We start from the raw sequence: 13547 nt of genomic DNA, 5'->3' as shown, positions 1-13547 counted from the left end.
CTCACCTTCTTTTAGTCCAGTGTCGGCTCGCCTGTATCTTCCTGTTCCCGTTCCTCAATCAGGCGGCGGTAAGCCCCCTCATGCTGCATAAGCTCCCTGTGGGTGCCCCGCTCCGCCACCTTGCCATGCTCCAGCACGATGATTTCATCCGTGTCCCGGATGGTGGAAAGGCGATGGGCCACGATGAGGCAGGAACAGCCCCGTCTCCTGATGTTCTCCAGGATTTTCTGCTCCGTCATGGGGTCGATAGCACTGGTGGCCTCGTCCAATATCAGCAGGGAGGGATTCGTGGCCAGGGCCCGGGCAATCTCCATGCGCTGCCGCTGACCCCCGGAGAAGTTCAGACCTCCCTCGGAAACCTTCGCCTCGTAGCCACCCTGGAGGCGCAGGATATCCTCCTCGATGCAGGCATCCCGGGCCGCCTGTATGATGTCAGCCTTGGGCAGGCCGCTGTCAAAGAGGGAGATGTTTTCCCGTATGGTGCCCTCGATCTGGAAAATGTCCTGATCCACCGTGGAGATGGAGTTCACAATCACAGCCCGGGGAATCTCCCGGCGCGGCACCCCGTCAAAGCGCACCTGCCCCGACCACTCCTCATACAGTCCCGCCGTGAGCTTGGCCAGGGTGGATTTGCCACTGCCGGAGGAGCCTACCACCGCCGCCCAGCGACCGGGCAAGAGGTGCAGGTTGAAATGCTCCAGCAGGGGTGGATCCAAAGGGCTGTAGCCGAAGGACACGTCCTGCAGCGTAAGCTCCCCGGAGAGGCGGGTGCCCTTGAAGGTTATCTGCTGACCTTCATCGGGATAATTCAGCTGGTCGATTTGGTAGCGCCGCACATCATCCAGACGCTGCATCTGCATTTCCGTGTTCTGGAGGGTGGCACCGAAGGTGAGGAGCTTCTGCATGGGCTCCTGGAATTTCGCGAGCAGGGTGTTCACCGCCGTATAGATGCCGGCGGTCATGACCCCTTCCATGATGGAGAAGCCCCCCACCGTCATGATGATGGCGCTGTTCACCCCCACAAGGATGCTGGGCAGGAGCTTCACTTTGAGTGACCACATATCCCGCTCCTGAGTCGCCATCAGGACTTTGGCCCGATAGCCTGCCCATTTATTGAAGAGATCGCTTTCGCTGCCATTGGCCTTGATGCTCTCAATCATCATGATGCCGCTCATCAGGACGCCGTAAGCCTTGCCTGTATCTTGCTGCATCCGCATGGTGAGATCCGTCAGGCGGCGGCGCATATAGAGGAAGACGCCCACATTCACCAGGCTCACGGACACGCCGATAAGGGTCAGAGGCACGCTGTACTGGAAGAGCAGGCCCAGATAAAAGACGGCTACCAGCATATCCAGGAGGGATGTGGCGGCCTGGTTCGACAGCACCTCGGCATTCATCTCGTTATACTGGATGCGGGAGGCCACATCTGCCGCGAAACGCTGCTGGAAAAAGGCCACGGGCAGGCGCAGGACATGCCAGAAGAAGCCAGAAGAATCGGCCAGGGTCAGCTTTTTCTGCCAGTAGGTCAGCACCATGGATCGCATGGTGGTCATGATGCCCAGGAGCACCATGGTGATGACCATGGCCCCAATGAATTTATTCACCCAGTCCACATGCTTCAGGGAGAAAATATCATCGAGAAAAATCTGGTTCAGCACTGGCACAGCCAGCCCCGGCAGGATCATGGCCAGCCCCAGAAGGGACACAAAGAGCACTGCCCAGTTGTCCTCCCTGAGCCTCCCGGCAATTGCCTGCACCACGCTGTAGCGATGCCCTTCTTTTTTGAAGCCCTGGCCTGGTCGGATGGCAAGGTAGACGCCGGTATAAGAGCCCACAAACTCTTCCCAGGCCACGGTGCGCCGCCCCATGGCTGGGTCATTGAGATACACCGTATCCCCCTTGATGCCCTCCAGCACCACAAAATGATTGAATTCCCAGAAGAGTATCAGGGGATATTCCTTCTTCCTGAGTACGTTTGGACGGCCTGCAAAGCCCTTGGCGGTGCAGCCGTGATTTTTCGCGGCCCGGAGGATATTCTGGGCGTTGCTGCCGTCCCTGGTCACACCGCAGTCCTGCCTGAGCTTCTCCAGGGGCAGCCACTTGCCATAATGGGCCAGCACCATGGCCAGGGATGCCGCGCCGCACTCCGTGGCCTCCATCTGGAGGACGGTGGGGACTTTGGTACGGTATTTGTTTTGAAAGAAATTTATGCCCATGCGCTCACCGACTTCTCAAGAATTGGCTGATTTTGTAAAACACCTTCTCAATGGGCGGCTCCCGCTCGATGACGATGTAGCCCGTGCAGAAGCTGCCAGGGGTGATGGGCTTGTGCCGTCCCACCACGGAAGTCCAAAGGTAGCCTGATTCGGAAGTGGCGTCCTTCACCAGATCAAAACGCACCTCCACCATGGCACCGCCCCCCTTGGCCATGACATGCTGGGCCAGCTGACTGCTGCCCAGGCCCTTTTTCACGCCTTCGGAAGAAACAGGATACTGGGACACCTGCTTCACCACCCCCAGGAGGCTGCCCGTCTGGGAGACATCCACGCCATTGGGGGCCAGCTGTATGCTCATGCCCGGCTCGATGCGCTTGCCCTTGTCCACAGGGACGTAAAACACCCCCGTCAGTTCGTCTCTATTCTGAGTGAGGCGCACAGTGCAGATGGGACTGCCCGCCGATACCAGCTCCCCTTCGGAGACCATGACCTCGTCCACGACACCGTCATATTCCGAGATAGCATCCTCCTGAGCCGTCTGCCGGTACCGCTTGGCATCGTATTCATAGACGCGCCCCTGGGCGTCTCGTTCGTTTGCTGCCAATTTCGCGCCATACTGCGCCATGCGTGTGTCCGCCGCTTCGGTAGGCTGCTCCATATGAGCGATAAGCTGCCCTTTATGCACCGGGCTTCCGGTCTGCACATAAAGCTCCGTAATCTTGCCCGTAGCTGCATGGGTGACGCTCACCACACCTGCTGAATCCATGATGAGACCATATCCCTCAGCCTTTTCCGTGAAGGAACCGTAAACCGACCACAGCACGATGGCAAAGCACAGCACCAGGACAGAAACCAGCGCCATCCACCCCACGGGGCCGGTGATGCGGATCATGGTATCCAACTGCTCCGGGGAGCGGAGCTTGTCAAGGGCAGACTGATTGAAAATTTTCTGCTCGCTCACCTCACCGCACCTCCACCATTCGTTTCACTTAGCTCGATCTCTGCCTTCATGCCCTCCATGAGCCCTTCCATGCCGTTGGTCACGACGATCTCTCCCTCAGAAAGCCCGGAGAGGATGCTGATGTATTCCCCGTCGTTGGCCCCGGTTTCCACACTGCGGCGGGAGACCGTGCCATCAGCAGCCAGCACGAATACCGCGCTTCTGCTGTTGTCCGTCATGGCCGCCAGCGGCACGGCCAGCACAGAGTAGCCTTTCAGCGCCGTAAGGCTCACGCCGCCGTAGGTCTGCGGCTCCAAGACCTTCGCGCTGTTATCTATCTGCCAGGTGACACTGCGCATGGCAGCAGGCTCGGAAAGGGACGGCGTGATCTTCGTAAGGCGTGCGATGAACTCCTGATTCGTACCCATGTTCCCGGCCGCGTACTCCGTGCCGTACACCTTCTGCAAATCCTTGTTGCGGAATAAGAGCCGAGCCTCGTCCCCCAAGGCCAGGCGACGGGCATACATGTCCTCCAGGGGGATTGTAAAGGTGAGCAGCCCAAAGTCCCCCACCAGCGCCAAAGGAGTGCCGCTTGCTACGTAACCACCATTTTCACGGTAAAGGGTCAGCACCGTGCCATCAATGGGAGCAGTGACCTCACGGCGGGACTGCTGCACTAGGAGCTTTTCTTTCCGCGCCTTGGCAGCCTCCAGATTTGCCACGGCGGCAGTATAGGCTGTCTCCGCCTCGTCATAGCGCTCCGCCGAGGTGGCATCATTCTCCCTGAGCATGCGGTAACGGGAAAAATTGTTGGTGGAACGTTTCAGCTCCGCCTCTGCCTTCAGGACAGCTGCATCTGCTTCCTTGATCTGCAGGGGGATGTCCTCGTTCTCGATGATGAAGATGACATCTCCCTTGTGGACAAAGCTCCCCTTCGGCGCCAGGCACTCCGTAATGCGCCCTTCTATGAGCGCCACGGCATCGGTCTTGGCCGAGGAGGTCAGGCTTACGGTGCTCAGCGTGATGCGGGGATGCATTTCTCTTACCTCTGCCCTAGCACCGGGCAGGGCCAGCCGCCGCTCCTCCATGCGCTCGGCGATTTTATACTCCCCCTGCTCATTGAGCCAGGCACCGTAAAAAATGGCGGAAAGAGCCAGCAGCAGCACCAGCGCCAGCCCGGTCAAAAAATATCTTTTCATAAACACTCCTTCTCTCATTTGTGTAAAATCCGGAGAACAAAGTACCTACCAATATCTGTACGAAGAAAATTGAAAGGTTGCCTATTTTCCGCCAAATAAAAATATATTCAGAACAGACGCTAAACAAGGTTTGCCGTAAAATACGAGTGAACAACTTGCAGGATATATGGCTCTTAGTCGGCGAATAACAGTGTAAAACCTCGTTCACATCTGTATGAATCGCTCGATATGCAGTCATCTGCGTTGTCATTGGTCAGAGAATTCTTCGCTATTTGCTAAGAATTCTCGCTGACGTGCCATTGGCATATCAGCCGGTTGGCGTAACCCCCGATGCGCCGCCTTCCTCTTTCTAGCATATGCAATATCTTTTGACTTCATTTATCGAACCTAAACGAACACTTCCTATGTCTATATATTCAATATAGTCATATTCATAATCTGATGGGATACTATCAGCATTTATACTGCAAACTTCATTCAACTTTGCAGTTCTCCACCCCTTCGGCACACCGTCCACAATCTCTACCTTCTCACAGCCCGGGAAACGCAAGTCCACAAACCACTCCTTGTATAACCGCTGTGCAGCTTCTTCAAGGAGCTTAATCTGCTGTTGGTGGTTGGCAATAAGGTCATCATAGCAAGAGAGAACCCTTACTATCTCGTCTTGAACTTGCACTGGTGGCAATGGCAACTTAACAGACTTCAATGACGATATAGTTAAGGCCTTTTGAGAGCTTCCTATCGTCATATTATATAGGACACTCTGACCTTAATAGCTAAGTATCCAATAATACAGATATCTAGGATTCAACTCATTTGAGAATTCTCTAAACCATGTATGATTTTCCTTATATTTTCGATGTGTTGGCGTGGCTTTCCTGCAATTTCCTGCATTTTCTGGGCGTTCCCCTTCGGGTCGGGCTTTCGTGAATGGAGCCAGCAAGCTGTCTCCACCCTTCGGGCTTCAATCCCTAACGCGGGGTTCGGGGGGCAGCACCCCTGACAGCGCAAGGCAGGCGGCAGACCTTGCGCTTCACGTTGGCAGCCGGACGGAGCCGGAGAGAGGCTAGTCTATCGCCCATCCGGCTCATAGGCCGGGAGCCGGATGGGCTAAGTTACTTTTGTTTGCGCCTCGATCAGCAGGAGGCGCAAACGTGGTAGCTTTCCCTTACAGGAAAGCCAAAAGCATCTAATCTATTCTTTTTTTTGCCGGGGCAAGCCTATCACACCCTCCTCCCTTCCGCAAGGCCAAGCCGCTGCGCGGTGCTTTGCAGCCCTGCGGATTCCTTCCGGGCGCGATACCTTACGGCCATCAAAAAAAAGAAAAATTGCAGCAGGGGGAACGAAAAAACACACCCAAGGGAGGAAATAGTCATGAAGAAGGACATTAAAGCAGAACTCATCAAAATGGTCACCGAAAAGATGGCAACGAGTAAGCGGCTGCCGTGGGATAGCGGTCTTCTCAATAAGGTGCTCATGCCTGTAAATGCCAAGACCATGAAAGCATACAAGGGCATCAATATGCTGATTCTCTCCTTCTTGGGAGCCGGGGAAACCAGCGAGTATGTCACTTTCAACCAATGCCAGGAGCTAGGCGGGAAAATCAAGAAAGGCGCGAAGTCCCTGCCCATCGTCTATTGGAACCGTTGGAACAAGGTTGAGAAACGCCCTGCCGAGGAAGGGGATAATCCTGATGACTGCTATGCTTTCTTGAAGTTTTACAACGTGTTTGAGGTCATGGCACAGACCGAAGGACTGGAGCGCAAGCGGCAGGTAATCACCCGCGACAATCAGCCCTTAGAGGAGGCCGAGGCATTTATAACGGCCTTTGCCGAAAAGACCGGGGTCACGATGGAGCACGAAAGCACCACCAAGCCGGGAAAAGGTAGTGCCTACTACATCCCCCGCCGTCATCTTGTCCAAGTTCCCCCGTGAGGAGTTCAAAAATACCGAGGCTTATGTGGCTACCTGCTTTCATGAATTGGTGCATAGCACGGCCAAGGAAATGGGCAGAAAGGCCAGTGAGGAAGACACGGCGCGGGTCAGCTATTCCAAGGAGGAAATCGTGGCCGAGTTTGGCGCGGCTCTCCTTTGCCGTCAGTTTGGCATCACTTCCGAAGATGACAACACGGCAGCCTACCTGCAGGGCTGGAGCGAAGCCATCAAGGAAAATCCTAACTGGCTCATAAATGGAGCCAATGCAGCACAGAAAGCCGTTGATTATATGAATGAGGTTGTAGCAGGATAAAGGAAAGGGGCTGTTGCATGAGTGTAATTCCACTTATGCACAGCCCCTTTTCCTTGTTGCTGTATAAGAAGTTCCTATTCGTTGTAAAATCCACTAAAAATGAGCACAAGATACCAGGCGGTATAAAAATCGCCTTTTTTCTTGTGCTCTTATTTTGTATTCAGGCTGCGTTATTCACAGGGAACAGGTGCTGGCCTGCTCTGTCTGACTGGATTTTGCAGTGCAGCTTTTGAATATTGTAAGCCATAGCCACCAGCATGATCTCAACAAGGACATTTGCTGTGCCGCGGCTCAGGAACCTTCGGAAATTCATGTCCGCCTTCATCATTGCAAATGCACCTTCTGCCTGTATGCTTCGGTTTATGCGCAGTTGTACTCCTTCTTTTGAGGTTATACGTTCCAAATCTTCCTGACGTTGGCGCAAAAACTGTTTGGATACTTCAAAGTGCTTGGTTCTCTCCTCCAGCGGGGTCTTGCAATGGTTTCCGTGTATGCACTGGCTCTTCAGCGGGCAGTTGCCGCAATCCGCGGAACTGTAAAGGGTTATATTTCTTTTGAATCCTGTCCGGCTGCTGCGTACGGATTCCTTTGCAGCTGCAAGCTTCCTGCCCTGGGCGCATAAATAGGCATCTTCTTCTGGCAGATAGGTCATATTCTCCCTGCGCCCGATATCCTTTTTCCATTTTCTTGTCTTGCTCTTCTCATAATTGCTGGGCTTTATGAAGGCGCGCTGCCCGTTGGTCTCAAGATAGAGGTAGTTCTCTTCGCTTTCGTATCCTGCATCCGCAACCACATTGGGATAGCGGCGCTGCAGATGTTTCTCCATATCCTGAAGGAAAGGAATGAGTGTGGTTGTATCTGTAGGCTGGGGACCGACCGATGCCCATGTGATGAATTCAGAGTCCGTGCCGCACTGGATGTTGTAGGCCGGCTTGAGCTGGCCGTTCTTCATGGCGTCTTCTTTCATCCGCATGAAGGTCGCGTCCTTGTCCGTCTTGGAGTAGCTGTTCCGTCTCCCCGCGATGAAGAGTTTCTTTGTGTAGTCCTTGATGCGCCGGATCGCTTCGTCCAGCTTTTCCGTCAGTCTCTGCAGCGCCGTCTTCCGTTTCCCGCTCCCGTGCACGAATTCGATGCCCATGCTTTCCTGGTACGCCTTCAGCCTGCGGCGCAGCCGCTTCATGTGGCGGAGCCTGAGCCCGTCCGGAAAGTCCAGCCGGACGCCGAAGTCTTCCGCAGCCTCGAAGAACAGGTCCGGTATCTTTTCCATGAGCTTTCCCATCTGCTTCGTCACGGATTTCTTCCATACGAAGGTGTACTTGTTGGCGCAGGATTCGATCTTGGTCCCGTCGATGAAGATCTGCTCGCCCGAGAGTTCGCCCATCCCGTCCAGCGAAAGGCCAGTAAAATCAAGCTTAACTTAATGACATTGACTCCACCCGCCACTTTTTTCAGTGCGTCGCTGTCAATATCTCAGGCTTTGACATTTTATGCCCTGAAGTCCACCAGCCACATTTTTCATCGTAGCCTCATCAAGCTCATAGTCTTCCAGCTCCGCCATGTACGCCTCGGCTTCTTCTTTCGTCAATTCAATACCTTCCGCTTTTGCCAACGCCATGAGTTCCTCTACTGTCTCGCAGGCCATCGCCTTTTCGATTTGTTCCCTCGAGAGTTCGTTTACGTTGATCTTTGCCATGATAAAACCTCCTAATTAAGGAAACATCAAGATCGCCGTTGTACTCTTTAATATATCTTTGATCGTTACCTTTCCACCCGCCACCTGTCGCAGCGTGGCCTCGTCCAGCTCGATGTCAGCCAGCTCCGCCATGCAGGCCTCGGCTTCTTCCTTCGTGATTTCGTGGCCATTGGCCTTCACCAGCGCCATCAGTTCCTCGGCTGTCTCGCAGGCCAGCACCTTTTCGATTTGTTCCCTCGTCGGTTCGTTTTTGTTTGTGTTTGCCATGATAAAACCTCCTTAAAATGATGAAAATTCTTCGCGCTTAAGGGCCGCCGCCCGCTTTCTTTTCCATCACTTCCTCTATCACATATTCTTATGCGCATAGCGAATGATTGCTTTGGTCATTAAATATCGCCATGACGCACAGTCTCATTTGTTATACTAGGGCGTGTTGATTAATTAGATATTGATGAATATTCATTATTTCAGTGTTATTTTAGCCAAATCAAGGCACAGCACATATGCACGAATCCAAGGAAACGTACAGCTAATTTTTCATAGCGTGTTGCAATGCGGCGGGATACAGTGTGTGCACCCCATATCCTCTATCTTGGTGCGGTTGTTTTCACCACGGTACGCCTTATCAGCCATGATTACAGATCTATTCACAGGTGTATTCTCCAGTAATTCTATTGCCACGGAGGAATCGTGCACATTTCCTCCTGAAAGTACGACATGCAAAGGATAGCCCAACGCATCTACTGCGGCATGTACCTTGGTGTTCTTTCCTCCACGGCTGATTCCAATATGTTCGCTCACATCGCTGTTAGGCCCCCTTTTTTTGCACCAGCACTATGCTGGTGGGCCTTGCAGGATGTGCTGTCAATGCTGATGTCTTGCAAGTCAGTCTCTATTCTGAGCTCATGGAACACCTTTTCGAAAACGCCCTACTCCTGCCATTTTGCAAAGCATTTGTATACCGTGTTCCATTTGCCGTAACGTTCGGGACGGTCTCGCCAGGGAGCACCACTGCGGGCAATCCATATTATGCCGTTAACAGTTGTTCTAACATCGTTGTAAGGACGGCCTTTGATTCCTGCTTTTCTAACAGGAAAATAAGAGGAAATGCGTTTCCACTCATTATCACTCATCTCGTATCGTCTCTGCGGTGCTTTCATGACAGCCACCTCCCCTCATGAATGATTATACAAAAGAATGCTGAAAATTTACATTAATCAACACGCCCTAAGCCTATATTTTCTTCATCAGGCAGCTAATCTCCTGCCTCAGATGAAGGCCTTGACTGTGTTTTTCTTTATATCATAATATACGTGCTAAACTGGATGATATTACAAAAAATTAAAGGTTTTATTTGTAGAGGCGTTCTTCTGTTCATTGACAGGGAGTTTAGGGCGTGTTGATTAATTCACTCAGCCCATCTTCACGGGTCTTGACTGTCCCTGCGTCGTTGACAAATCCTCGACATAGTCCCCCGGCACGGTGAAATCTACCGCCATTTCAAAAATAAGCTTTATGAGATTGTCGAATGTCCCGTCCTGCACACAGAAACCGGCGTGCAAATGGTAGTATACCGGGCTCTTTACGGCGATTATGGCGTCTACTGCCGTCCCTTGGAGATGTTCATGAGCGAGGTTGATCGCCATAAATACCCTGAGGTCACTCAGAAATACCGTTTTGAACTTATTGAACGCCAGGAATAGTCAGCCGGAGAAGGCCCCATTAGAATAAAAGAGACTTTGACCCCCACCCCGCCTATATGGCAGAATGGAACGTCAAAGTCTCTTTTTTCATTCATTCGCTAAAAAATCGGCATAATGCAGGAGTGCCGAATTTCGATTAAATTTCGCCAGCTGCTTTTAGTGCCATAGCCTCTATTCTCTCACTGACAAAAAAACCGTGACTTTTCATCAAGTCAATGACTGCCTTGACACTATCAATATGGCCTCTTCTTTTTGCTATGAGCAGTACCCCTAATGTTCCTGTCACCTTCAAACCCAGATACTTGGCAGTTTTCTTGGCTGTATTGTCATCAATTATGACAAGCACATCACCATTCTCCTCTTGTGCCAAGATCATTACTTCTACCTCTCCATCATGGAGCTTTGATTTATACATGCTCCTATCAGCCGTATCACTGATATTTGCCACCTTTATCCAATCAGTCTCCTTGACAACCCGACAAGCATCATCGGACTTATAAGTAATTTCATCATATACTGCCTGTGGAATGATGATTTCACCAAACAAAGTATGCAAAACATCTATCTGTCCTATTTTGCTTAGAATTATCATAGGGGTTGAATTAACAATGACTTTCTGCATTTTCCAGCTCCTGCAAGAACTCTTCTTCATCATCAAAATTGAACACGGAAACTTTATTCTCACCTAAAAAACGCAGGAACTCTTCTTCTGTCATCCCAGCTATTTCTGAGCAATAACCTATAGAAACATCCATATTTACATAGCAATAAAGAGCTACCGCCTTTTTTGCCATCTGTTCAGCTTTCACCTGTGTGAGACATTTATCAAACAATACTGCTTCTGGTATATTTATGGCTACCTGGCACATGGTACCCCACTCCTTATCAAGCAATCAACCTTTGTAAAATAGCCTCCCTATGTTTAAATTCTAGCACAGGGAGGCTATTTTTTCCACCCAGTTCTGTCCTAGCCACAAAATCAGCTTAGACCACTCAGAAATCCTTGAAGCCCTGCCCCTCCTTTACTCCCACAGCCCTGTCCTGCTCCGTCATGTTGTTCCTGTTCCTCACTCTGAAGGTCATGACCCGCTCTTCAGCTACCATGGCCCGCCTGTCCTCATCCAGCTTCGATCTTTCCCTGGCTGACTGCACCAGTCCCAGGTTGGCGAGCATGCGGTTGCGCCTCTCCAGCTCATTATTCATCAGCCCCTGCATTTCTGTGTCTGACTGCATGGCCTCCATATTCCCCTCTGCCTCCTGGCAGTTTTCCAGCACTGTTTCTATAAGCTCCATTCGCTTCTCCATGTCATCCTGATTCAGTCTGGCATTTTCTACGCCCTCCCTGTAAGTGTCGGACAGCCAGGAAAATCTCTCACCACCATCCTTTTTCGTCCTTATCCACTGGCTGCCATCGCTTAGAAAGATACTATTGCCTCCAGCCCAATCCAACGGGCCAAAATCCTTCTGGTTGATTCCCCCCAACTCAGCCAAGACAGACGCTCCCTTATCTCCCAGCCCAAGCATATCTATGAGCCATTTCATATTCTCGTCCACCAGAGTTGCCAACCATTTCTCAAAATCTCCGCCGAAATCTATGCTCTTCAGATGCCGTTTGTAATCATAGACCGTCCCCTGCATCAGATCCCGCAGGGCAAATACAGAAGGCTTGCTGTCAGCATAGGAAATGCTCTCCTTGCTGTAGTAATTCGCCGGGTCATAAGGCTCATCCACCCCGGGAACCGTGCGGGCCTCAGCCACTTAAGCAAACAGCAGCGACAAAATCACCCCACAGGAAACAGCTAATCTCTTGTACCTCATATTCTAAACCCCCTTATCATGCCTTGATTCTTGAACCTAAAACCAATACCTGCAAACAGCTCCATGATTGTCTTCACTATGCCATGAGCAAATATCATGGCAAAGACTGCCACCAACATCAGCTTCAGCAGCACCACCAGCTTGATAGTCTTCTCCACTCTGGTGCCTCCGTTGCTGTTTGCCACCTTCTGCCAGTAGTCCTCATCCCAGGACACCACAGAGCCAGCATTCCAAACAATAGCAACATCGTGCCAGCTGCCATACTGTTCGTATAGAGTCTGCATTTTATGCTTGGCCACAATGTCCTGCACCTCAGGAGGCCAGGGCATATCCGGGGCTGGGCTGATGCCAGCCTCCTTGCACCAACTCTCCCAGTTGCTGTAGCTGATCTGATAGGCTCCATAACCATAGCCATCTGCCGATGGCGTGTTATAGGGATCTTCACACCCTCCCGTTTCCACCTGCCGGATGGCTGCGGCAAATTCCTCCACAGAGTGGAAATCTCCCCCAGAGGCAACCACTTCTTTCGATGTGTCAAAGTAGTCCTCGGGCACCGAATCCTGCAAAGCCATCACCAGCAGCAAGGCTGTAATGGTCATCACCATGAGCTTCACAGTGCTCATGACTAGACCTGTTACAGCATTGCCGCCAAAGCTCCGTGTCCCCTGAAAGGGAGTAAAGCTGAAGCTGATCAGGCTAAACAGTGCCGTGCAGTAAAACTCTATATAGCTGAGACCAATCTCAATGCCCAGATAAAAGAAGCAAACCAGCACACAGATAATGGTCAACAGACACAGCAGTACAGTAGGCAGATGGTAAATAAGGCTGATGCCCCACATAGTACCCAGATATTCAAAGACCGGGCCTACATATCTTGCCCCAATTTCTACAATGGCCGAAGGGTCAGAGAGAATCTTCCCGGCTTCATCATAGCTGCTCCCTGCCCCAAAGGCTCCCATAGTCACAAAGTAATCCCGCAGGATATTGGCCAGGTCACCCCAATGCCAGAATATGTAGGTCAGGAAGCCATAAAACAGGCACTTGGCAGCCAGCCACCTGCTGATATATATGCCGCTCCTGTCTTCTCCCAAAAGCATCCCCAGTCCCAGCAGAGCAATATCTATAGTCATCAGTGCCCAGAACAGCCACCTTAAACTATCCTGTATGATAGACAGCCCCTTGGTGCAGACCTCAGCAATCTTTTCTTCCATTTCACGGATTGGCTTGCAGAAATCATAGTAGGCATCATAATTCACAGCCACCGTGTCCCCGTCCATCATCATTCCGTCAGCCCCGAAGGGAGGTGAGCCGGAGAGATAATCCCATGGATTCACAGGCTCCCCATTGAGCCGTACTTCGAAGTGACAATGTGGCCCTGTAGAATTGCCCGTTGAACCGGCATAGGCGATAACCTGCCCTATCTTCACCGTTTGTCCTGGGGTTACTGCCAGCATCTCATTGTGGCCATAGAGAGTTTCAAGACTGCCACCGTGGTCAATGGCCACCAGATACCCATAACCACTGACCCAGCCCGCCGTGGTGACCACACCTTCAGCAGCCGCATGGACGGGCATGCCATAGTCATAGCCAAAGTCTATGCCGGAATGAAACTTCTGAGCGCCGTAAATAGGATGAGTACGCCAGCCAAAGTACGAGGTTACCTCCAGCTCCCCCTCCACGGGATTCATCATGCTGTGATAGCCCGCAGCCTCTGCCAGTCCCATTCCCAT

13 protein-coding genes and 2 pseudogenes are annotated in these 13547 nt (G+C 51.8%); 3 read left to right on the top strand and 12 right to left on the bottom strand.

Annotated elements, in window-relative coordinates; translation table 11 throughout:
- Positions 1 to 11: 11 nt before the first annotated feature.
- From P159_RS0110270 to P159_RS0110260, 3 genes are read right to left on the bottom strand one after another with little or no spacing between them, the layout of a single operon-like run.
- A complete protein-coding gene (locus tag P159_RS0110270; RefSeq protein WP_051650296.1) occupies positions 12 to 2216 on the bottom strand; it encodes an NHLP family bacteriocin export ABC transporter peptidase/permease/ATPase subunit in 2205 nt (734 codons plus the stop codon).
- Between the two features lie 4 nt (positions 2217 to 2220).
- Positions 2221 to 3177 (bottom strand): biotin/lipoyl-binding protein, encoded by a 957-nt coding sequence (locus P159_RS0110265; RefSeq protein ID WP_029543793.1) that lies wholly within the window; start codon positions 3175 to 3177, stop codon positions 2221 to 2223.
- Entirely contained in the window at positions 3174 to 4355 is a 1182-nt protein-coding gene (locus P159_RS0110260; RefSeq protein ID WP_029543792.1) for an efflux RND transporter periplasmic adaptor subunit, read from the bottom strand. Before P159_RS0110260 ends, P159_RS0110265 begins: the two co-directional genes overlap by 4 nt.
- Positions 4356 to 5729: 1374 nt before the next feature.
- Between P159_RS0110260 and P159_RS0110250 the strand changes: the two genes are divergently transcribed.
- Positions 5730 to 6290, top strand: coding sequence for an ArdC-like ssDNA-binding domain-containing protein (locus P159_RS0110250; RefSeq protein ID WP_029543790.1), 561 nt, complete (start codon positions 5730 to 5732; stop codon positions 6288 to 6290).
- On the top strand, positions 6244 to 6603 hold the full coding sequence (locus P159_RS0110245; RefSeq protein WP_185753705.1) for a zincin-like metallopeptidase domain-containing protein: 360 nt from the start codon (positions 6244 to 6246) through the stop codon (positions 6601 to 6603). The genes P159_RS0110250 and P159_RS0110245 overlap by 47 nt, the downstream gene beginning before the upstream one ends.
- A 160-nt stretch (positions 6604 to 6763) precedes the next feature.
- On the opposite strand, the gene P159_RS0110240 is transcribed toward P159_RS0110245, so the two are convergent.
- The 4 genes and pseudogenes from P159_RS0110240 to P159_RS20300 all read right to left on the bottom strand — a co-directional run bounded on the left by P159_RS0110240 (position 6764) and on the right by P159_RS20300 (position 9456).
- The gene (locus tag P159_RS0110240) at positions 6764 to 7984 is read right to left on the bottom strand and encodes a transposase (protein ID WP_029543787.1); all 1221 of its coding nucleotides are present in this window, start codon (positions 7982 to 7984) and stop codon (positions 6764 to 6766) included.
- An 81-nt stretch (positions 7985 to 8065) separates the two neighbouring features.
- The gene (locus tag P159_RS0110235) at positions 8066 to 8296 is read right to left on the bottom strand and encodes a DUF2624 family protein (protein WP_029543785.1); all 231 of its coding nucleotides are present in this window, start codon (positions 8294 to 8296) and stop codon (positions 8066 to 8068) included.
- Between the two features lie 15 nt (positions 8297 to 8311).
- Positions 8312 to 8563 (bottom strand): Nif11 family protein, encoded by a 252-nt coding sequence (locus P159_RS0110230; protein WP_029543783.1) that lies wholly within the window; start codon positions 8561 to 8563, stop codon positions 8312 to 8314.
- A 206-nt stretch (positions 8564 to 8769) separates the two neighbouring features.
- Positions 8770 to 9456, bottom strand: a pseudogene (locus tag P159_RS20300) (IS5 family transposase).
- A gap of 297 nt (positions 9457 to 9753) precedes the next feature.
- On the opposite strand from P159_RS20300, the gene P159_RS19970 reads away from it, so the two are divergent.
- A complete protein-coding gene (locus P159_RS19970) occupies positions 9754 to 9999 on the top strand; it encodes a DUF1653 domain-containing protein (protein ID WP_072004141.1) in 246 nt (81 codons plus the stop codon).
- A 136-nt stretch (positions 10000 to 10135) separates the two neighbouring features.
- On the opposite strand, the gene P159_RS0110215 is transcribed toward P159_RS19970, so the two are convergent.
- From P159_RS0110215 to P159_RS21235, 5 genes and pseudogenes are all read right to left on the bottom strand, one after another.
- Positions 10136 to 10621 (bottom strand): DUF3368 domain-containing protein, encoded by a 486-nt coding sequence (locus P159_RS0110215; protein WP_029543781.1) that lies wholly within the window; start codon positions 10619 to 10621, stop codon positions 10136 to 10138.
- Positions 10602 to 10868: a UPF0175 family protein gene (locus P159_RS0110210; RefSeq protein WP_029543779.1), complete on the bottom strand. Its 267-nt coding sequence runs from the start codon at positions 10866 to 10868 to the stop codon at positions 10602 to 10604. The genes P159_RS0110215 and P159_RS0110210 overlap by 20 nt, the downstream gene beginning before the upstream one ends.
- 124 nt (positions 10869 to 10992) lie before the next feature.
- Positions 10993 to 11757 carry a hypothetical protein gene (locus tag P159_RS0110205; protein ID WP_029543778.1) on the bottom strand — a complete coding sequence of 255 codons (765 nt, stop codon included), beginning with the start codon at positions 11755 to 11757 and terminating at the stop codon, positions 10993 to 10995.
- A 56-nt stretch (positions 11758 to 11813) separates the two neighbouring features.
- Complete coding sequence (locus tag P159_RS21240; protein WP_349254361.1) at positions 11814 to 13094, bottom strand: type IV secretion system protein; 1281 nt, start codon at positions 13092 to 13094, stop codon at positions 11814 to 11816.
- A gap of 36 nt (positions 13095 to 13130) precedes the next feature.
- Positions 13131 to 13508 (bottom strand): annotated as a pseudogene (locus tag P159_RS21235) (M23 family metallopeptidase); the annotation flags it as partial.
- Positions 13509 to 13547: the final 39 nt, after the last annotated feature.

It is taken from the genome of Selenomonas sp. AB3002 (assembly GCF_000702545.1).
Classification (GTDB): Bacteria; Bacillota; Negativicutes; order Selenomonadales; family Selenomonadaceae; genus Selenomonas_B; species Selenomonas_B ruminantium_A.
The sequence above is the reverse complement of the archived record's forward strand: the minus strand, read 5'-3'. Positions and strand labels throughout refer to the sequence as shown.